20 protein-coding genes and 1 tRNA gene are annotated in these 18,389 nt (G+C 64.8%); 5 read left to right on the forward strand and 16 right to left on the reverse strand.

All coding sequences use genetic code 11. The features are described 5' to 3' along the window. Positions 1-90: 90 nt before the first annotated feature. The 8 genes from ITJ49_RS02575 to ITJ49_RS02610 all read right to left on the reverse strand — a co-directional run bounded on the left by ITJ49_RS02575 (position 91) and on the right by ITJ49_RS02610 (position 8,637). On the reverse strand, positions 91-3,912 hold the full coding sequence (locus ITJ49_RS02575; RefSeq protein WP_194600983.1) for a phage tail tape measure protein: 3,822 nt from the start codon (positions 3,910-3,912) through the stop codon (positions 91-93). A 703-nt stretch (positions 3,913-4,615) separates the two neighbouring features. Beyond that, positions 4,616-5,632 (reverse strand): hypothetical protein, encoded by a 1,017-nt coding sequence (locus ITJ49_RS02580; RefSeq protein WP_194600986.1) that lies wholly within the window; start codon positions 5,630-5,632, stop codon positions 4,616-4,618. After that, a complete protein-coding gene (locus ITJ49_RS02585) occupies positions 5,629-5,871 on the reverse strand; it encodes a helix-turn-helix transcriptional regulator (RefSeq protein ID WP_194600988.1) in 243 nt (80 codons plus the stop codon). The genes ITJ49_RS02580 and ITJ49_RS02585 overlap by 4 nt, the downstream gene beginning before the upstream one ends. Positions 5,872-6,136: 265 nt before the next feature. Then, positions 6,137-6,442, reverse strand: a complete 306-nt coding sequence (locus ITJ49_RS02590; RefSeq protein ID WP_194600991.1) for a hypothetical protein — start codon at positions 6,440-6,442, stop codon at positions 6,137-6,139. Continuing rightward, on the reverse strand, positions 6,439-6,600 hold the full coding sequence (locus ITJ49_RS02595; RefSeq protein WP_194600994.1) for a hypothetical protein: 162 nt from the start codon (positions 6,598-6,600) through the stop codon (positions 6,439-6,441). Before ITJ49_RS02595 ends, ITJ49_RS02590 begins: the two co-directional genes overlap by 4 nt. A 462-nt stretch (positions 6,601-7,062) precedes the next feature. Continuing rightward, positions 7,063-7,404 (reverse strand): helix-turn-helix domain-containing protein, encoded by a 342-nt coding sequence (locus tag ITJ49_RS02600; protein WP_228513992.1) that lies wholly within the window; start codon positions 7,402-7,404, stop codon positions 7,063-7,065. A gap of 248 nt (positions 7,405-7,652) precedes the next feature. Continuing rightward, positions 7,653-8,039: a hypothetical protein gene (locus ITJ49_RS02605; protein WP_194601000.1), complete on the reverse strand. Its 387-nt coding sequence runs from the start codon at positions 8,037-8,039 to the stop codon at positions 7,653-7,655. Positions 8,040-8,265: 226 nt separating this feature from the next. Next, on the reverse strand, positions 8,266-8,637 hold the full coding sequence (locus ITJ49_RS02610; protein WP_194601003.1) for a hypothetical protein: 372 nt from the start codon (positions 8,635-8,637) through the stop codon (positions 8,266-8,268). Positions 8,638-8,794: 157 nt separating this feature from the next. Here ITJ49_RS02610 and ITJ49_RS02615 point away from each other — a divergent pair, with 157 nt between their 5' ends. Then, on the forward strand, positions 8,795-8,992 hold the full coding sequence (locus ITJ49_RS02615; RefSeq protein WP_194601006.1) for a hypothetical protein: 198 nt from the start codon (positions 8,795-8,797) through the stop codon (positions 8,990-8,992). A gap of 23 nt (positions 8,993-9,015) precedes the next feature. Here ITJ49_RS02615 and ITJ49_RS18030 read toward each other — a convergent pair whose 3' ends face one another. After that, positions 9,016-9,210, reverse strand: coding sequence for a helix-turn-helix transcriptional regulator (locus ITJ49_RS18030; protein ID WP_194601009.1), 195 nt, complete (start codon positions 9,208-9,210; stop codon positions 9,016-9,018). Beyond that, a complete protein-coding gene (locus ITJ49_RS02625) occupies positions 9,207-9,458 on the reverse strand; it encodes a helix-turn-helix transcriptional regulator (protein ID WP_370544338.1) in 252 nt (83 codons plus the stop codon). The genes ITJ49_RS18030 and ITJ49_RS02625 overlap by 4 nt, the downstream gene beginning before the upstream one ends. 102 nt (positions 9,459-9,560) lie before the next feature. Here ITJ49_RS02625 and ITJ49_RS02630 point away from each other — a divergent pair, with 102 nt between their 5' ends. Together ITJ49_RS02630 and ITJ49_RS02635 are read left to right on the forward strand one after the other, a co-directional pair. Continuing rightward, positions 9,561-10,055: a helix-turn-helix domain-containing protein gene (locus tag ITJ49_RS02630; protein ID WP_194601012.1), complete on the forward strand. Its 495-nt coding sequence runs from the start codon at positions 9,561-9,563 to the stop codon at positions 10,053-10,055. Next, positions 10,055-11,185, forward strand: coding sequence for a site-specific integrase (locus ITJ49_RS02635; protein WP_194601016.1), 1,131 nt, complete (start codon positions 10,055-10,057; stop codon positions 11,183-11,185). Before ITJ49_RS02630 ends, ITJ49_RS02635 begins: the two co-directional genes overlap by 1 nt. 49 nt (positions 11,186-11,234) lie before the next feature. On the opposite strand, the gene ITJ49_RS02640 is transcribed toward ITJ49_RS02635, so the two are convergent. After that, a tRNA-Ser gene (locus tag ITJ49_RS02640) sits at positions 11,235-11,325 on the reverse strand. A 124-nt stretch (positions 11,326-11,449) separates the two neighbouring features. Here ITJ49_RS02640 and ITJ49_RS02645 point away from each other — a divergent pair. Further along, entirely contained in the window at positions 11,450-12,313 is an 864-nt protein-coding gene (locus tag ITJ49_RS02645) for an SGNH/GDSL hydrolase family protein (protein ID WP_194601019.1), read from the forward strand. A 120-nt stretch (positions 12,314-12,433) separates the two neighbouring features. After that, a complete protein-coding gene (radA, locus tag ITJ49_RS02650; protein WP_194601022.1) occupies positions 12,434-13,795 on the forward strand; it encodes a DNA repair protein RadA in 1,362 nt (453 codons plus the stop codon). A gap of 173 nt (positions 13,796-13,968) precedes the next feature. Here radA and ITJ49_RS02655 read toward each other — a convergent pair whose 3' ends face one another. From ITJ49_RS02655 to ITJ49_RS02675, 5 genes are all read right to left on the reverse strand, one after another. After that, positions 13,969-14,355 (reverse strand): SseB family protein, encoded by a 387-nt coding sequence (locus ITJ49_RS02655; protein WP_055964528.1) that lies wholly within the window; start codon positions 14,353-14,355, stop codon positions 13,969-13,971. 14 nt (positions 14,356-14,369) lie between these two features. Further along, on the reverse strand, positions 14,370-15,035 hold the full coding sequence (locus ITJ49_RS02660; RefSeq protein WP_194601025.1) for a hypothetical protein: 666 nt from the start codon (positions 15,033-15,035) through the stop codon (positions 14,370-14,372). A 110-nt stretch (positions 15,036-15,145) separates the two neighbouring features. After that, on the reverse strand, positions 15,146-15,664 hold the full coding sequence (locus ITJ49_RS02665; RefSeq protein WP_055964522.1) for an amino-acid N-acetyltransferase: 519 nt from the start codon (positions 15,662-15,664) through the stop codon (positions 15,146-15,148). 75 nt (positions 15,665-15,739) lie between these two features. Then, entirely contained in the window at positions 15,740-18,229 is a 2,490-nt protein-coding gene (locus ITJ49_RS02670) for an ATP-dependent Clp protease ATP-binding subunit (protein WP_055964520.1), read from the reverse strand. A gap of 2 nt (positions 18,230-18,231) precedes the next feature. Then, positions 18,232-18,372, reverse strand: coding sequence for a hypothetical protein (locus tag ITJ49_RS02675; protein ID WP_194601028.1), 141 nt, complete (start codon positions 18,370-18,372; stop codon positions 18,232-18,234). Between the last annotated feature and the right edge of the window lie 17 nt (positions 18,373-18,389).

Raw genomic sequence — 18,389 nt, forward strand, 5'->3', positions numbered from 1 at the left:
CCCCACGCTCTCGGATTCGAGATCCGAAAGGGTGGAATCGAAAACGCGACCCGGCAAGGATCTTCACCAGCCAAGGACCCCCTGCGGGTTTTAGGAGCCCATGCCCGCCATGCCGCGCGTGAACTCGCGAGACAGAATGGTGAGAGCTGTCTGGGGGTCAAGGGATTCCATTGGACGCATCGTTACGTTCTGCTCGTTGGTGACTGACGGACGCATCTCCGCAGCCATTGCGGATGCCAGTCGCTCGTAGTTGAGGCTCTCGACGCTGGCACGGGCGTAAGTGGGTCGCATGACGGTGGTCTGACCACGGTTCATTGCTTCGAGCAGTGCCCGGTTCCGCTGGGTGCCGCGGGCGTTTACGACGAACTCGCGGCCGTGAACTACGCCGGCGACGTCCTCGACTCCACCTGCACCCGTGTATCCGCCAGCCGAGTACCCCTTAACCCCAAGGGCTTTACCGACGACTCTGCGGAGGTAGCCAGCCTGAGTGTTGATCGCCTTCGTGATCTTGTCCGCGTTCTTGTCAGCCGCGGCAAGGGCACGCTTCGCGGTTGCGACTTGAGCGTCCGCCCGAGCGATCAGCGTCTTGAAGCTTGCGTCGGCAACCGTCTTTCCGGCAGCAGCGCCGATCGTGCCCAGCTGCTTGTAGGAGGAGTTGATCGATGCGATGTCGCCACCGGACGCCTTCGCTAGGGAGCGCGCCAGCGGCAGCCCGTCAGCCGTCCCCAGAGCGGCAATCTCCGACAGCATGGCCGGCGCGATACCCCGGTCCCGGAGCTTCACCAGGAGGCCCGCAAACTCCTTCGCCGACCCCACACTGCGCGTCAGGCCAGACCGAAGCGATGACGTCGAACGGAACCCGCCGACGTCGAACTTCGACACAGCACCCGCTGTCGACGATGCCAGAGCCGCCGAGTCATCTCGGAGGCCCTTCGCTGCATCCTTGAGGCTGTCGAGCCTGTCCGTGGCCCTCTCGACGGCTTTGCCGGCGCGCTCGGAGGCTTTCTCAAGGGCAAGCATGCGCACCTCGGAGCGGTTCGCCTGCGCGGCAAAGCGGGCACGGGCACCCCGGGTGTACTTGTCGGCTTCCTGGGCCATCGAGTACAGGTCCGAGACCGCCTCTTTAGCGTCGTAGGAGTTCGACCGCACACCAGAACGGAACGCGACCCGGTCCGATGATGTCGACCCGGTCGGGAGCTTCTTCGCCGCCTCCAGCTTCTTCCGGTCAGCCGCTACTTCGTCTTGCAGCTGGCGCACCTTCTGACGTAGGGCCGCCTTCTCCGGGCCCTTCGCGTCCTGGTACGCGCGCTGCGCGGCCTTCTGCCGGGCGATGTCCGCGTCGAGCTCATTCTGAGCCCGGCCGACGGCACCACCATTGGCGTACTTCGGGAGCTTGCCGGCTCGCACCAGGGCGCGCATGTGGAGCATGGCGCGCTGTCCGCCGATCTTGGACACCTCGTCGGCCGTCCACACGTGCTCACCATTGGAGAGACGGGCGAGGATGTCGTCTGACGTGCCGGTGCCCGGGCCGACGATAGGACCACCGGTGGCGTAGGTGCCCATCTGTCCGTTGCCGGACGCTTTGCCGTTGGTGTCTTGCCGGGTGGTGCGGACGATGATCGACCTGACCGTTGTGCCGTTCAGCTTTTCGAGCTCGGCAAGTAGCGACGCGGCACTCGATCGTGCTGCAGCGTCTTCGAGGAAGGCCTGGGTGGTGACGTTCCTCGGGATGAGTCCGAGCTTGTCGGCGTAGCGCTGAGCTGCAGCGCCGGTGATACCGAACTGCGAAAGGGCTTCGATGAGGCGTTTGCGGCCGGCGGCGATCGCTGCGGAAGAGTCCTTTTGCGCTGCCGTGGCCGACTTGGTTTTGGAACTCTGCTCGAGCGTGGCTGCCGCGACGGCCTTGGCTTTCTCGGCAATCCCGTCGAGGGCCGCCTGGTTGTTGCGGCCCTGCTCCGAATTGATGTCGAGGGTCGTCCCGTTGTCCTTGACGGAGTCGGTGACGGCATCGATGGCCGCTTGCATGTCGCGCTGGGCCGAGCGGAGGTCGAGGGTGGTCGACCCAAGCCCGTTGATCTGGTCTTTCAGCCCCGAGAGTGCATCCGCGCTGTTGTCCGCGGACTCCTGGATCTGGTCAAGGCCTGAGGCGACCTCGTCGGACTTGCCTGCGATCTGATCCTGAGAGTCGGCGACGTCGACGCCGGCGTCTTTCAGGTCCTTGAACTTCGTCTTGCTCTTCTCGAACGAGTTCGCGGCGTTCTGTACGGCCGTGCCCGCCTTATCTGCGGCGAACGCGTTGCCGTTGAAGAGATCGCCGATGCCGTCGTTCTGGTAGCTGCGGATCTGGTTGGCCACCTTCTCAGCCGCGTCGCCGCCTTTGAGGACGGCCGCCGTGACTTCCGCCTGGGAAAGACCGGCCTTCTTTGCCTGCGCGAACGTGCCATCCTCGGCAAGCTTCCGCGTCAGGGTCGCTTTCGTGAGCTTCGTCGTCGCCCCCGTGACCTTGTCGAGGGTGCTGGCGAGCTCGTCGGCTGCCGCGTTGACCTGGGCCCGCTGGGCGACGAAATAGCCGACTGCGAGGCTGAGGCCACCGATGGCAACGCCGGCGGCCGCTGTTCGGAGCGCAGCGGAGCGCAGGCTGATTTGCATGTTTCCGAGCTCGTGGCGGAGAGCGGCCAGGCGCGGAATTGCGGTGAGGACCGCCCCTCCGGTGAGCGCAACACTCGCGGTCAAAACCCCACCCGCGAGGCCAGCGGCCTGCAGCGGTTTCGGCACCTCGCCGGCCATGTCCACAAGCCCGGTGAGGGTCTGCGTCAGGGTGCGAAGGGACGAGTTGGCGTTGGATCCGGTCTGGATGAGAACGGTGTCGAATGCTCCCCCGAGGCGCTCGATGTCGCCTTTTAGGTTGTCAAGTTTCAGGGCGGCGGTTTCGGCGGCGTACCCGTTGTCGTCGACCTTCTTCGTCCAGTTACCAATACCGTCCGAGCCTTGGGAGTACAGGACGTTCGCGGCACGCACGGCGTCGTTGCCGAAGATTGTCGCCAGGGCGGCATTCCGTTGCTCGTCTTTCAGGCCACCGAGGCGACCCTGGAGCACGCCAGCGATTTCCTGGAACGACTTCATGTTGCCCTGGGCGTCGTAGACCTTGATCCCGTATTGCTCCATCACGCCGGCGGCCTGCGATGACGGGTTTTGGAGGGCCAGGATTGCGGTTTTGAGCGAGGTTCCGGCATCGGATCCTTCGAGGCCAGCTGATGCGAAAGCGGCCAGGGTCCCAGTGGTCTCCTCGATCGAGAATCCCGCTTGAGAGGCGACGAGTCCGCCCTGGTTCAGGGCCTGGGAGAGGTCTTCGACAGATCCCTGCGCCTTGCCCGCACCAGCGGCGAGGAGGTCAGCGACGTGGGGGACGTCGGAACCGGTGAGCTTGAACTGCGTAAGCTCGGTGGCGGCGATCTGCGCCGCCTCTGCGACGTCGAGCTCGCCAGCCGAAGCCAGCGACAGTGCACCATCCAGGCCGCCGCCGAGGATGTCTTTTGTGGCGACGCCAGCTTTCGACAGCTCCGTGATGGCGTTTGCAGCCTCGGTCGCCGAATAGACGGTGCTCGCACCAGCCTGAACAGCCGCAGCCTGCAACTGCGCCATCTCGGCGGCACCCGCGTGCGTAGCAGCCTGGATGCCCGAGATGGCTTGCTCGAAGTCAGCGTACTTCTTGACCGCCAGCACGACACCCGCGGCCGCCACCGCTCCAAAAGCCAGTGAAGCTTTACCGAGCCGCTCGAAGCCCTCGCGCTGCGCCGAGAGACGGGCAGCTGCGGAACCGGTGCGCTGGGTAGCCTCGGACGCCCGCTGCATCCCGTTGATGTAGTTCGTGACGTTCGCGACGAGAGAGACGCGTGTAGTGCGGTCGGCCATGGCAGGGCTCAATCAATCCAACCGGCCGAGGGACACCGGAACATTTCCTCGATGGGGTGTGACGCCCGCCATGACCGCCCAACGGGCGTACTCAAATTCTACCGGCGACCACCGACATCCCGACGGATGTGCAAATGTGCCGCGATTCGAGGGCGTTTAGGTCTACAAATCACGCACTTTGCAACGTGTTTCGCGGACGCTTTTTCGGGGGTGGGAGCCCCGTCGATCGTTGATTTTGCAACGATCGGCTGAGGCTGCTAAATCCCCTGTTCCGGAACTTTTCAGGTCTGCGAACAGCGAGGGACCTCCCCGGCGGTACTGCACACCGGGGGTGGGGAGGGGCTGACCCCCCACCCCTGGTACTATTTCGAGGGTCCGGACGTCGGGCTCGTGGCTGAGTCGTCGCCGCCATCCTGGCGATGCAGTGGCGCACTCGTCAGGTGGTAGTTGCGGCAGTACGGGCACAGGTAGTAGCGGATCTCATCACGCGATCGCGCGCGACGGCTTGGATATTGGGTCGACGCGAGGGCCAGCTTCGCGTCGAGTTCGGTCGGGTATCGCCTTCGGGTCCTACATGCCATGGGTCTCCTCTCGATGGCTAGCAGGCGAGGGCATGAGCCGTGATGGTCACGCCCTCGCTGCGGCCCCGAGCGCGGCAGATCGCCCGCTGCGCCCGATGGTTGGTGTGTTGCGGGTCGTGTTCCTACTGGTGGAACGAGGACGTGGCGGAGGCAAGGTCGATGTGGCGAGTGTCCCCGTGCTTGACGTATTCGTGCTCGACGCCTATGGCCGCGTAGTAGTCAGCTCTGGCTTCCTCGAGGGCATGGAGATTCTCGATGCTTGGGTTCTGCACGAGGATCCGGCTTGCGTTGGTTGCGTCTTCGAGTTCCCGAATGGAGGGGAGCCAGGGCGTTGACTTCGTGGCTATCTGGACCAAGAAGTATTCCGGTTCAGCTTGGTAGTCCAAGGGGTGGGCCAGTTCGACTCTGCCTCGAATCCAGTCGAAGTAGGAGCGAAGGTCGTCCGACGTTGGCCGGCCGGCGGGGTTGTGCATGTTCTCGAAGGTGGTGGTGAAGTAGGGCACCACTTCCATAGCGTCGGAGAACAGGGCGATGCGTTCGTATTCCACCTGGTTGAAGGGGGTGACGTTCTCGTTCCAGGCCGCCTTCGTGTACTGGAACTGGGCTAGCCGAATTTCTTCGTAGGCCACCTCTAGCTCGCCAAGACGCTTCCACGCTTTCAGGGGTGCGCCGCCTACCCGAATCACTTCGCTCGCGGTCTGGGCCCCGTCTAGCTGCAACGCGAGCTCCTGCGCTTCGGCGACGAGCTTGCGGAGCTCTTCACTGAGGTAGGCCAGCGGGGCTTCGACGTCTTGGGGGGTGACGATGTCTGTGCGCTCGATGATGCCGGACAGGATCCTCACTTCGATTTCACGGAGAAGTTCTCGTGCTTCGTCGTGGCGACGGGCAACGAGGATGGGTTCGGCAAAGTCCTCGGGGATGGGTTCACCCGCGGCCATCATTGCCTGCACCTGAGCCGTGATTCTTTCGGTGACAGCGATCTCTGTAGGGACGAAACCCATAGAGGTCAGCGGCTTGTCGAAGGCCTCGGCGTAGGCGATCAGTGGCCTTTCGGTGAGGCCCAGCGACCGTAAAGCGTTTGCTTCCAGGCCGTAGCCGGGCAGCAGGGCGTTTGCGCGAGAGGTAATAGTTTCAGTCACTGTTTTGTCTTTCTCTTAGGAGTGGGGGTGGCGCTGAGCCACTTGAGGACTGCGACAAGAGTTGATGAGATGACGTCGTCTCCCGCCTCCGCTCGAGCGAATGCCGACTCGCTGATTCCGGCGGCACCCGCGGCGTCTCGGAGGGTCAGCGCCTCGCGGCGGCGCTTATCGCGAATCAGAACCGGAAGTGCCGCGAAGATGTCGAGGAGCTCGCCGTAGGGCGTCAGCGGTGCGCTCACGCGGCATCACGGGGTGGGTGCGGGTGTCGGGCACGGTAGGCGTCCCGCCCAGTCTGCTGGGTGGCCGCGATGTCGGTCTTGTCAGCTTCGGCCGGGGCTTGCTGATCCTCCGGCTGTGTAGCTTGCAGCGCTCGCGATGGGTGGCGGTCACGGTAGGCGGCAGCGCCGGCGTCCAGGCCCGTTGTGTTCTCGGTCAAGGTGTGTTCCTTTCGGGATACGACGAGAGCCGCCCTCGTGTGGGCGGCTCTCGTCAGGGGTGGTGGTGTCAGGTGGTGGTGGGTGGGTCCGGGTCGGGTTGCACCGCCGAGCCCGGTGCATCTGGTTGCTGCATCACCTGGCAGATGGCGAATGTGGCAATCACGGCCCGCTGGTCAGCGTCGACCTCGCCGAGGACCTGCCGAATGGCGTCGAACATCACGCCTGGGAATCCGCGCAGGTCATAAGCGAGGCGAACGATCTCGTCGATATGCGGACCCAAGATGCTTATGTCCAGGATCGCTTCGGGTAGCCCGTCGGCGTCGAGGAGGTACAGGGGCTCGTCGTCGTCGGAAGTCTCGTTCTTATCTGTCACCATCCCTCCCTTCGGAGCGTCTCGGCGAGCTCGTCGATGCGCTGTGCCAAGTCTTCGGCGGCCTCGAGGGTGATCACGGCAACCGTCGCACCGTCGTCGGCGAGCACAGCAAGGGATGGAGCCTCCTCGCCGGGTATGCGCTTGCGTCTCACGTCCACGAGCGAGCCTCCGTTCGTGAATCCTCCGCGAGCGCGTTGGGGTCGAGGTCGTTGCTACGTGAGGGTGGGGCGAGTACTTCGCGGTCGAGTGACGCGGTTGGTCGTGAGTCTTTGCCCAGACCTCGTCGACGCTTCCGGGCTCGGGCTTTGTGGGTGGGCCATGTTGCGCCGCGGGATGGACGGAGGAGCATTCTTCGTTTCCTTTCGGTGGTGGGCGCTCGCGTGCGTGGGGCACTTTTCGGGTGTCCTGTTTTCCACAGAGTTATCCACAGCAATGGTCGCTTTTCGGTGTAGCTGATATTTGTCCCTGATACCTGTCCCTGGTACCTGTACCTATTAGTGCCGCAGAGAGATGCACGGTGATGCCGCACAGAGATGCACGGCCGTGCCGCAGAGAGATGCACGCCATGCCGCACAAAGACGCACGGGCGAGCAACCGTGCGTCTCTGTGCGGCACGGTGGTCAGACAACTGCGCGGAGCGTTTTTGTCGACCGCTTCTGCCAGTCGACGTCCTTCGCTCGGTACGACTCCGGAACGTTGAGGTAATAACGCAAGCTCGCGAAAGAGCCGTGACTGGTGCGGCCGTGCTTGACCTTCCGAATCAGCCCCTTTTCCTCCAGCTTTTCCGTGTTCCGATTGATGGCGGCCCTGGACAATTTGGTTTTTAGGGCGATGACAGCCTCAGAGGGGAAGGCGTAGCCGTACTCCGGGTTCTCGTGCTCGGCGAGGCAATTCAATACGTGCTGCTCGGTGGGCCCGATCAGCTCAGGTGGCTGATCCCACGCCCAGTTCCGAGCCGACATGCTCACGTGATTTCTCCTGGTGGCAGGGGCCGATCATGGTGCCGCAATGGGTGTTCCCCCTTCTGCCCCAGGGCGTCGAATGTGTGGCAACCAGGTGTCGATCTCGTCGGCTCGGCGATTGAGCGCATCAGCGAGCGCCCGGGCTTCGACAGGTGTTAGGAGCTCAGGTTGGTCGAGCTCTGCGGCGTCGGTAACGATCGCCACCATTCCAGCCACCAGCCCGATTTGAGCGGCGAGCACGCGGGCCACTATGGCTCCCTTCGATTGAGTCGGTCGGCCTCGGCCGCAGCATCTGTGAAGACCCGCGCGAGCGCGGCTCCATAGCTGCGTGCCTCGGCTGGTGTTCGCTCGTCGGCGTCGTCCAGCCCGCCGACGACGCGCCACGGGTCATCGTTCTTGCGCCACAGCTGAACCTCGACGGCACCCAGCGCATAACGGGCCGAGGCGACATGAAAGACCACCAGCTCGTCGTCTGCAGATCCGCCCCAAGGGTTGTGCCAACTGTCGTGGACCTCACCGGCGCAACCAGGAACTAGGCACGGGTGCGGTCGTGCCGCGGTGTGGCAGGCTTCGGTTTCCAGATCCCAGTCGACGTTCCAGGCTGTCATGTGTGATCGCGCCTTCACGGTGCTCATGCTGCCTCCGCCCGACCAACGGCGAGCGCCGCAAGAGCATCGTCGGCTCGATTCCAACACCAGGCGAGCCGGACCGGAGGGGCATCGTCAAACGGCACTTCACGGCCGTCGACCTCGGCAGGGCGGAGGGCATACCAGGCTCTTGCAAGCCGCTCTCGAGTGGTCATCGTTCGGGGCGGGGCGACAGGGGCCGGGTTCGGGCCGCGGCGGTATTTCACGGCGACGCTCATGCGGAGGCCTCCCCGGTGTTCAGGGCCAGGCACAGCTCGCGCGTGTATGTGAGCGCTGTGATGAGGGCAGTCGTCATCTCGTCGTCAAATGCCCCCTCGTCGACGCGCAAGAACGGCTGCCACGGCTGTCCCTCCGTGTGATCGGCCCACAGCTCGAAAGACGGATCGCCGTTCCACGACTGAATAGGACCCCGGATGGTCGCGGTTTGGTGCATCGGCGGTTCGCCGTTGAACATTTCGTGAGTGCGGGCGTAGTCGACGCACCAGGCTTCGTCGCAAAGCACTTCCACGACAGTTGCGGGTTTGCGGGTGGCCCCCTCAAGGGGACTGTTGCCGACGGTAGTGGCGGGTACACTAGTGGTAGTCATCTTGTTCCGATCCTTTTGCTTGGTTGAGGAGCACGGGCCCCGGTTGCGCTGGCAGGCGCTGCTCCTCTTGTGGGAGCGCCGGGGTCTTTTTCGTGCGGAGGTGGAAAACCGCTCGTCGGCCGGTGCGGCTCGAGCGGGGGAAAGCGATCGACGTAAGGTGGCGAAGTACCTCCTCCGCGACGTCGGGCGCGAGGTGTACTTCAAGTGGTGCGGAGCGCTCGTTGGTCACGTCCGGGGCGGGGCCGACGAGTTTCCAGTCGGCGAGCGCTGCGTCTGCACGGAGGAGACGAACGACGGCATCGAACGTGGGGTCTCTGTGAGGGAGAACCGAGCGACCGTAGTCAAGCCCGGGTGAGGCATTGTGAATATTCGGTGACGTCATCCCGCCTCCCGAAGCTGTTCTCGGACCAAACTCTCGATTGCCAGAGAGATACGGGAAATTACCTGCGGGGACACGACCATCTCGCCGTCTTCGACGCGAGAAAGCGTGCGAGCGCCCATCGAGGCCCGCGCGGCAACCTCGTTTCGACTGAGACTGTGACTCACACGGCTCTGCTTGATCGGCGTGATCATGCGACGTGGTCCTTGGTTTGTGTCCGCGACGCGCCTTCAAGCCAGGCCAGGACATCGGCTTTGCGGTACCGAACCGTCCGCGCGGAGATCTTTCGGTAAGCGGGACCCGTGCCTCGATATCGCATCTGAGCGAGAGCCGGCACCCGCATATTCAAGTAAGCCGCCAACTCTTTCGTCGTGCTGTTTTCCGGCAAATCGCCGAACTCTGCCTCCGTAGGCGTTTCGGCTAGGACGAGCGATTGTTTCACTTTTGCCTCCTCTGGTTTCTTGTAACGCGTGGTTGACTCCGGTTAGTGAACCATAGGCAGGGTCGCTAGGTTGTGTCAACTATCGCGGTTAGTGTTTCTTGAATGGAGAATGATCGGGTTCGAGGAAATGGCATTGGCCCCACTGGCCAGACGCTTGCCTTCAACATTCGGCGGTTGCGAACAGGAATGGGAATTGACCTTCGAGGACTCAGTAGCCGGCTTCGGGAGATCGGGCGACCCATATCGCCATCAGCCTTGAGCAAGCTTGAAAACGGCGACCGAAAGGTGGATGCAGATGACCTGGTTGCTTTAGCGGTTGCGTTGAACGTGAATCCGAACGCACTTCTCTTTCCACCGGTTGACGCTTTTGGAGCAACGTTGACCATCACCGGCGATGAAAACGACGCGCATGTGATTTGGGACTGGGCCCGTGGGCTAAGGCCGCTGCATTACGACTTTCAGAACGCCCTAAGGCCCGGAAATAGCGTGGCGGTCGGTAGAGAGGCATTCCGGCAGTCGCGGGAGGTCTCGAATGATCTCTTTCGCATGCGCGTAACGCCCGGGTACGCGGACGATCCCGGGCCGAACGTCTACTGATGGCGTCTGTCGAAAGTTACTCAACCAAGGCGGGTCTTCGGTACCGAGTCAGATACAGAACCCCTGACCGGCGGCAGACGGACAAGAAAGGGTTTCGCACAAAGGAGGAGGCCAGACTGTTCCTCGCCTCGGTGGAGGTATCGAAGGCTCGCGGCGATTTCATTGACGCGAGCGCCTCGCGTGTCACTGTGGGTGAGCTCGGGGCAGGGTGGCTTGATACGCAGACGCAACTGAAACCGTCGTCCTTACGTCCCCTGGAGATTGCCTGGAGGCTTTACGTCGAACCTCGCTGGGGTGGTGTGCGTGTGGGCGAGGTGCGGCACAGCGAAGTGCAGGCGTGGGTCACGAGCCTCACGCAGGGTGAGAAGGCTCGTGGGGCCACAACGGTTCTGCGAGTCCATGGCGTCCTGTCGTCGATCCTCGATGCTGCTGTCCGCGATCGCCGCATCCTAATGAACCCAGCCCGCGACTTAAATTTGCCCCGCAAGACTCCCAAGCCGCAGCGCTTTCTGACGCACGTCCAGGTGGAGCGCCTCGCTTCGGAATCCGGCCGGCATGGAACGCTGGTGCGGTTCCTCGCCTACACCGGTCTGCGGTGGGGTGAAGCTACGGCTTTACGTCTGCGGGATCTCGACATGCTGCGCCGACGTGCGATGGTCGAGCAGAACGCCGTCAACGTGGGCGGTCACATCATCGTTGGTACTCCGAAGTCGCATAAGACCCGGAGCGTCCCATTCCCCTCGTTCCTCGCTGAGGATCTGGCCCGAACCTGCGAAGGTAAGGGTCGTGATGATCTTGTTTTCGGTACTGGATCCACGCACCTGCGATCTCCGGACAACCGGCGCGGGTGGTATGTCGGCGCTCGCACGCGGTGCATTGCAACTGACTCGACCTTCCCCAAGCTCACCATTCATGACCTACGGCACACGGCCGCATCGTTGGCCATCAGCTCGGGAGCAAACGTGAAAGCTGTTCAGAGGCTCATGGGTCACGCGAGCGCGGCGATGACGCTGGACGTGTACGGGAGCCTCTTCGACGACGATCTCGACGCAGTGGCGACCGCCCTGGATAACGCTCGATCACGGGCAGTTGTGGGCGATGTGTGGGCGGAAACTGTTTCCGGGAACTAGAAAACCCCCGCCGATCCTTGTGTTTCCAAAGATTTGCGGGGGTTTTCTGTGGCGGTACCGGTGGGATTTGAACCCACGGTGGAGTTAACCCCCACACATGTTTTCGAGACATGATCCTTCGGCCGCTCGGACACGGTACCGAGATCGAGTTTAGTACAGATTCGGGAGCTTGCCGAATCGCCCGGATGAGCCGACGGATCCTGCGCTTCGGCCAGGCGCAGACGGCCGAGCGGCCGCACACCCGCGAGGGCGTATCGTGCCGGAATGACCAACACGAAGGCGATCGCCGGAGCGGTCGGCGGAGCAGCCGCAGCAGCCGTCGCGGGCACGGCCTACTACCGCCGCTTCATGGCCCGCCGCCAGGTCGCGGCCGACGTGCTCAACAGCACGCTGCCCGTGCATTCGAAGTGGTGGCGCGAGCGCTTTACCCAGCAGGGAGCGCTCAGCTACGTGGCTCTCGGCGATTCGGCCGCGCAGGGCATCGGCGCGTCGGCTCCGTCGCGCAGCTACGTCGGCCGCATCGGTCAGCACATCAAGCGCACCACCCGCTCGACGGTGGGCGTCAAGAACCTCGCGGTGAGCGGCTCCACGACGCGCCTGTGCAAGATCAATCAGGTGCCGCGCCTAGCCGATCTGACTCCTGACATCGTCACGGTCGCGATCGGTTCGAACGATGTCGGCGAGTTCAACGCCGCGAAGTTCGAGAAGAACATCCGTGCCATTTACGGAGCCCTCCCCTCGCACGCGATCGTCGCCGACCTGCCGTTCATGCTGCTGCCCGACCTCGAGAAGAAGGTCGCCGTCGCGAACGAGATCGTGCGCCGTGTCGCCGGGGAGCTCGGCCTGACCGTCGCCCCGCTCTATGCGACCACCCGCCGGCAGGGCTACATCGGCACCTACCGCAACACTGCGAAAGACCTGTTCCACCCGAACGATAAGGGCTACACGGTGTGGGCGTCGGCGTTCTTCCCCGCCATCGACGCGCGCCTGGCCCGGATCGCCGCCGAACGGGCAGCAGCCGATGTGACCGCGTCGCGCCGGGTCACGAGTGTTGCCTCGGCCGTCGCCGACCGAGCTCACGGGGCTGCGATCGCGCGGTCCGACGACGACGTCACCGCGACTTCCTGAGCCGAACCCCAAACCCGACACACCAAGGATCCGCGGCCACCCCCGCTTGCTCCACCCGCACCAGCCGGGCCCCTGTGAGCAACACCCGCCGGTGTCGGTGGCACCACCTAGAGTTGCCCCATGGCTCGCCCTACCTCCACTTTCCGCTGCACCGAGTGCGGCTGGTCGTCGATCAAATGGGTCGGCAAATGCGCCGAGTGCCAGTCGTGGGGCACCGTCGTCGACGCGTCGGCCGCTGTCGCCTCCAGCCGCGGTGTGAGCGCGATCGCGGTGCCGGCCGATCGTGCCGCGCGACCGATCACTGAGATCCCGGCCGAGAGCGTCTCGCACTGGCCGAGCGGCATCGCCGAGTTCGACCGGGTGCTCGGCGGCGGTATCGTTCCCGGGGCCGCGATCCTGCTCTCGGGCGAGCCGGGCGTCGGCAAGTCGACCCTGTTGCTCGAGGTCGCGTCGCGTGCCGCCGCGCAGGGTGCTCGTGTGCTGTACGTCACCGCCGAAGAGTCGGCCTCGCAGGTGCGGCTCCGCGCCCAGCGCACCGGCGCCATGCACCCCAACCTCTTCCTCGCCGCCGAGGTCGATCTCGCCGTGATCCTCGGCCAGATCGAGCAGACCAAGCCGTCGCTCGTGATCGTCGACTCGGTGCAGACCGTGTCGTCGTCGGCCAGCGAGGGCATGGCGGGCGGTCCGTCGCAGGTGCGCGAGGTGGCCTCGACGCTGGTGCGCGTCTCGAAAGACCGCAACCTGCCGATCCTGCTCGTCGGTCACGTCACCAAAGACGGCAGCATCGCCGGTCCGCGCCTGCTCGAGCACCTCGTCGACGTCGTCTGCCAGTTCGAGGGCGACCGTCAGACATCCCTGCGCTTCATCCGCGCCCACAAAAACCGCTTCGGCCCGACCGACGAGGTGGGCTGCTTCGAGATGACGGGCGATGGCATCGCCGAGGTCAAAGACCCGTCGGGCCTGTTCATGTCGCGGGGCGGCGCCCCGGTCTCTGGCACCTGCATCACCATCTCGATGGAGGGCCGCCGCGCCCTGCCCGTTGAGATCCAGGCGCTCATCGTCTCCAGCACTGCGCCGCAGCCGCGCCGCGTTGTCAACGGCGTCGACGCCTCCCGCGTGGCCATGCTCCTCGCCGTGCTCGAACGTCGCGCGGGCATCCGCCTCGGCGACGCCGACGTCTACGTCTCGACGGTCGGCGGCATCAAGCTGACCGAGCCCGGCGCCGATCTCGCCATCGCACTTGCACTCGCCTCGGCCAGCCGCGAACGCGCCTACCCCCACACCCTGGCGGCCGTCGGCGAGATCAGCCTCGCGGGCGAGATCCGACCCGTCTCCTCCGGCAAGCAGCGCGCCTCCGAGGCCGCGCGGCTCGGCTTCACGCAGATCATCGACTCGTCGTCCGAGCACCTGCGCGAGGCGCTCCGGCAGGCGTTCTCCAGCGCGTCCAGCGACCGCGACCGCGAGCTCGACGCCGCGTTCTGAGCCCCGACCGTTCAGAAGTCTGGCAAAACCGGCCGATCCATGCCCCCAAACAGTCCCCTCGGGCCACTTCTGCCAGAGTTCTGAACCGTCACCCTACGATTTCGGCGTTTTCAGGCCTGCGACCCGCCTCAACCGCCCGATTAGGTAGGCCGAAGGCCCGCCAGCCCGCGCGCCTACGCCCGCAACGCCCGCAGCAGATCTTCCGGGTTCGCGGCCATCGTGTGCGGCCCGGCGATGTCGAAGAACACCTGCTCGAGCACGTCCAGGTGCGCTTCGATGAAGTCGCGCAGCTTCGCCCCGTCGTAGAGCATCACGAGTCGCACCTTCTCATTCGGCACCATGGCCTTGTACGTCTCGGCCGACGAGAACAGCAGCAGGATCCGCTTGTCGGTGTTCTCCCGCCCGAAGACCCGCACCTGCTCGTCTTTGCGGTCGGCGAGCACCAGGCGCGGCACGACCACCACGTCGTTGCGGAGCGCGAACGCGACCGCGGCGACGTCTTGAGCGGCGAGCGCCTGCTCGAGCTGCTCCGAGCGGAATTCGGGTTTCGGGGATGCCATTCGATGGTGCCGTTTCAGTTCAGAATCATGAGCGCCGACGTGGCCGATTTGATCGACCCGACGGCGACGGACAGGTGGTAGCTGGCTCCGCTGGCCGGCACCGATGCCCGCGAGCTGTTGCAGGTCGACGACGACGATCGCGTGCGATCCCAGGCGATGGCCGGGGTGGTCAGCGTCTGGCCGGCTTTCACCGTGATCTTCTGGTGCGTGCCGTTGACCTGGCAGTCTTTCGACGACCAGTACGTCTCGGCGCCGGAGGTGATCGACAGCACCTGCTCGGCCGATCCGAGGTCGAGCGAGCACGCCGACGTCGACGTGTTGGTGATCGACATCGAGATCTGCGGCTGCTCCAGCGAGGTGTACGAGGCCTGGTCGGCGACGGGCTTGAGCGTGATCGCATCCGCGTCGCAGGTGGCATTCGAGGCCGAGACCGTAGGGGCGTCGGTGGCTTTCGACGTGGCGGCGGCCGTGGGGGCGGGCTTGGGCGTGGCAGTGCGCGAAACCGCAGGATCCGACGTGGTCGGGGTCGAAGCGGGCGTCGCGTCGGATCCTGAACCCGGCTTTGCCACGATCAACACGACGATGATCACCACGAGCACCAGCACCCCGATGACGATCGCGCGGCGACGCCAGTACACCGAGCTCGGTTCCGAGCCGACGGGATGCTTGATCGACGACATGCGCACAGGGTAAGCGCCCGCCGGTACCGCGACCCGGATGTGCCCGGCGAGTCACGCGGGCGTGCGGCGGATCGTCAGGCGGAGCCCCGGTCAGGCGGGTCGACCGCGACTCAGACCGGGGGCAGCACCTTGAGCATGCGCGTGTTGCCGAGGGTGTTCGGCTTGACGCGGGCGAGGTCGAGGAACTCCGCGACGCCCTCATCGGACGACCGCACGAGCTCGGCGTAGACCTCGGGCGAGACGACCGATTCGCCGATCTCGAGGTAGTCGTGCTTGACGAAGAAGTCGACCTCGAAGGTGAGGCAGAAGATGCGGCCGACGCCGAGCGAGCGGGCGTCGTTCTCGAGCCCCTCGAGAAGCTTGTGGCCGACGCCGTGGTGGATCCACTCGGGGTCGAGCGCGAGGGTGCGCACCTCGGCGAGGTCGTCCCAGAAGACGTTGAGGGCACCGCAGCCGATCGGCACCCCGTCGGGGTCGAGCGCAATCTGGAACTGCTGGATGCTGCCGTACAGCGTGACGTTGTCTTTGCCCAGAAGGATCCGACGGCTCACGTACGGCGCAATCAACCGTTGGATGTGGGGCACGTCGCTCGCCAGCGCCTTGCGGGTGGTGATAGCGGCAGACGTCATAGTCGCAAGCCTACGGGAACGCCGAAGGCGGCCCTCCCAGTGGGAGAGCCGCCCTCGAAGTGGTGCGGTCCAGACTTACGCCTCTTCAGCGCCCTTGTCGAGCACCAAGACCTCTTCGCGGCCCGGTTGACGCCCGGTCTCGAAGGTGAACTTGCCGTCGACGTAGTCGACCTTCACGTGGTCGCCGGCGTTGAGCTCACCCTGGAGGATGTGCTCCGACAGCTGGTCTTCGACCTCGTGCTGGATCGCACGACGGAGGGGCCGAGCACCGAGCGACGGGTCGAACCCGACCTTGATGAGCTGCTCCTTGGCCGCGAGCGACAGCTCGGCGGTCATGTCGCGGTCGAGCAGGCGGTCAGAAAGACGCTTGACGAACAGGTCGACGATCTGGAGAAGCTCCGGCTGCGTGAGCTGCGGGAACACGATCGTCTCGTCGACGCGGTTCAGGAACTCGGGCTTGAAGTGCTTCTTGAGCTCCTCGGTCACCTTCGAGCGCATGCGCTCGTAGGAGGTCGCCGTGTCGCCCTCGATCTGGAAGCCGACGGGGCCACCGGTGATGTCTTTCGTGCCGAGGTTGGTCGTCATGATGATGACCGTGTTCTTGAAGTCGACGACTCGACCCTGGCCGTCTGTCAGACGTCCCTCCTCCAGAACCTGGAGCAGCGAGTTGAAGATGTCGGGGTGGGCCTTCTCGATCTCGTCGAACAGCACCACGGAGAACGGCTTGCGGCGGACCTTCTCGGTCAGCTGGCCGCCCTCTTCGAATCCGACGAATCCGGGAGGGGCACCGAACAGACGCGAGACGGTGTGCTTCTCGCCGTACTCCGACATGTCGAGGCTGATGAGAGCGTTCTCGTCGTCGAAGAGGAACTCGGCGAGCGCCTTGGCCAGCTCGGTCTTTCCGACACCGGTCGGGCCGGCGAAGATGAACGAGCCCGAGGGGCGCTTCGGGTCTTTCAGACCGGCGCGGGTGCGTCGGATCGTCTTCGAGAGCGCGGCGATCGCCTGCTCCTGGCCGATGACCCGCTGGTGCAGCGCCTTCTCCATGAAGACGAGACGCGAGGTCTCTTCTTCGGTGAGCTTGAAGACCGGGATGCCCGTGGCCTGAGCCAGGACCTCGGCGATGACGCCCTCGTCGACGGTGCCGGATGCTCCGACATCGCCCGAACGCCACTGCTTCTCGAGGCGGAGACGCTCACCGAGGAGCTTCTTCTCCTCGTCGCGGAGCGAGGCGGCCTTCTCGAAGTCCTGATCTTCGATCGCGGCCTCCTTCTGGCCACGGACGACGGCGATCTTCTCGTCGAACTCTCGCAGCTCCGGCGGGGCCGAGAGGATCGAGAGGCGCAGGCGGGCGCCGGCCTCGTCGATCAGGTCGATGGCCTTGTCGGGCAGGAAGCGGTCGGCGACGTAGCGGTCGGCGAGGTTCGCCGCGGCGACGATCGCGCCGTCGGTGATCGAGACCTTGTGGAACGCCTCGTACTTGTCGCGCAGCCCCTTGAGGATGTTGATCGCGTGAGGCAGCGAGGGCTCGTGCACCTGGACGGGCTGGAAGCGACGCTCGAGGGCGGCGTCTTTCTCGAAGTGCTTGCGGTACTCGTCGAGCGTGGTCGCGCCGATGGTCTGCAGCTCGCCTCGGGCCAGGAGCGGCTTGAGGATCGAGGCCGCGTCGATGGCGCCCTCGGCGGCACCCGCACCCACGAGGGTGTGGATCTCGTCGATGAAGACGATGATGTCGCCGCGGGTGCGGATCTCTTTGGTGACCTTCTTCAGGCGCTCTTCGAAGTCACCGCGGTAGCGGCTTCCTGCGATGAGCGACCCGAGGTCGAGCGAGTAGAGCTGCTTGTCTTTCAGCGTCTCGGGCACGTCGCCCTTGACGATCGCCTGGGCGAGGCCCTCGACGACGGCGGTCTTGCCGACGCCGGGCTCACCGATCAGCACGGGGTTGTTCTTAGAGCGGCGGGAGAGGATCTGCATGACGCGCTCCATCTCCTTCTCGCGCCCGATGACCGGGTCGAGTTTGTTATCGCGCGCAGCCTGGGTCAGGTTGCGACCGAACTGGTCGAGCACCTGCGACCCACCCTGCGGGCCAGCCTGCGTTTCTCCGCCCACTGCAACCGCCTCCTTGCCCTGGTACCCCGAGAGAAGCTGGATGACCTGCTGGCGCACCCGGTTCAGGTCGGCGCCCAGCTTGACGAGGACCTGTGCGGCAACTCCTTCACCCTCGCGGATGAGGCCGAGCAGGATGTGCTCGGTGCCGATGTAGTTGTGGCCGAGCTGCAGCGCTTCGCGCAGGCTCAGCTCAAGGACCTTCTTCGCACGGGGCGTGAAGGGGATGTGGCCGGTCGGCTGCTGCTGGCCCTGACCGATGATGTCTTGGACCTGCTCGCGCACGGCGTCGAGCGAGATGCCCAGCGACTCGAGCGCCTTGGCGGCGACGCCTTCGCCCTCGTGAATGAGGCCGAGCAGGATGTGCTCGGTGCCGATGTAGTTGTGGTTGAGCAGCTTCGCTTCTTCTTGAGCGAGGACGACAACGCGACGGGCACGGTCGGTGAATCTCTCGAACATCTTCAAACTCCCTTGGTGACGGGCTGGAACGTCACCGATATGACGGTCGACGCCCCGAGGGGGTGGGCGTCGCGTATGTCGAGAGTAACCACGGCACGGGCGGGAGTCTGCCCCTGTTCGCTGGCGGCGTGACGGTCTTCCAAGCGTCGCTCACTAGCCT

The organism is Frondihabitans sp. VKM Ac-2883, assembly GCF_015350875.1.
GTDB lineage: Bacteria > Actinomycetota > Actinomycetes > Actinomycetales > Microbacteriaceae > Frondihabitans.

Excerpts from the sequence above, each read along its gene's own strand:
- ITJ49_RS02670 (WP_055964520.1), bottom strand. The coding sequence starts at position 18,229 with ATGTTCGAGAGATTCACCGACCGTGCCCGTCGCGTTGTCGTCCTCGCT.
- ITJ49_RS18030 (WP_194601009.1), bottom strand. The coding sequence starts at position 9,210 with ATGATCACGCCGATCAAGCAGAGCCGTGTGAGTCACAGTCTCAGTCGA.
- ITJ49_RS02630 (WP_194601012.1), top strand. The coding sequence starts at position 9,561 with ATGGAGAATGATCGGGTTCGAGGAAATGGCATTGGCCCCACTGGCCAG.
- radA (WP_194601022.1), top strand. The coding sequence starts at position 12,434 with ATGGCTCGCCCTACCTCCACTTTCCGCTGCACCGAGTGCGGCTGGTCG.
- ITJ49_RS02645 (WP_194601019.1), top strand. The coding sequence starts at position 11,450 with ATGACCAACACGAAGGCGATCGCCGGAGCGGTCGGCGGAGCAGCCGCA.
- ITJ49_RS02635 (WP_194601016.1), top strand. The coding sequence starts at position 10,055 with ATGGCGTCTGTCGAAAGTTACTCAACCAAGGCGGGTCTTCGGTACCGA.
- ITJ49_RS02660 (WP_194601025.1), bottom strand. The coding sequence starts at position 15,035 with ATGTCGTCGATCAAGCATCCCGTCGGCTCGGAACCGAGCTCGGTGTAC.
- ITJ49_RS02575 (WP_194600983.1), bottom strand. The coding sequence starts at position 3,912 with ATGGCCGACCGCACTACACGCGTCTCTCTCGTCGCGAACGTCACGAAC.
- ITJ49_RS02665 (WP_055964522.1), bottom strand. The coding sequence starts at position 15,664 with ATGACGTCTGCCGCTATCACCACCCGCAAGGCGCTGGCGAGCGACGTG.
- ITJ49_RS02605 (WP_194601000.1), bottom strand. The coding sequence starts at position 8,039 with ATGAGCACCGTGAAGGCGCGATCACACATGACAGCCTGGAACGTCGAC.
- ITJ49_RS02600 (WP_228513992.1), bottom strand. The coding sequence starts at position 7,404 with ATGTCGGCTCGGAACTGGGCGTGGGATCAGCCACCTGAGCTGATCGGG.
- ITJ49_RS02655 (WP_055964528.1), bottom strand. The coding sequence starts at position 14,355 with ATGGCATCCCCGAAACCCGAATTCCGCTCGGAGCAGCTCGAGCAGGCG.
- ITJ49_RS02610 (WP_194601003.1), bottom strand. The coding sequence starts at position 8,637 with ATGACTACCACTAGTGTACCCGCCACTACCGTCGGCAACAGTCCCCTT.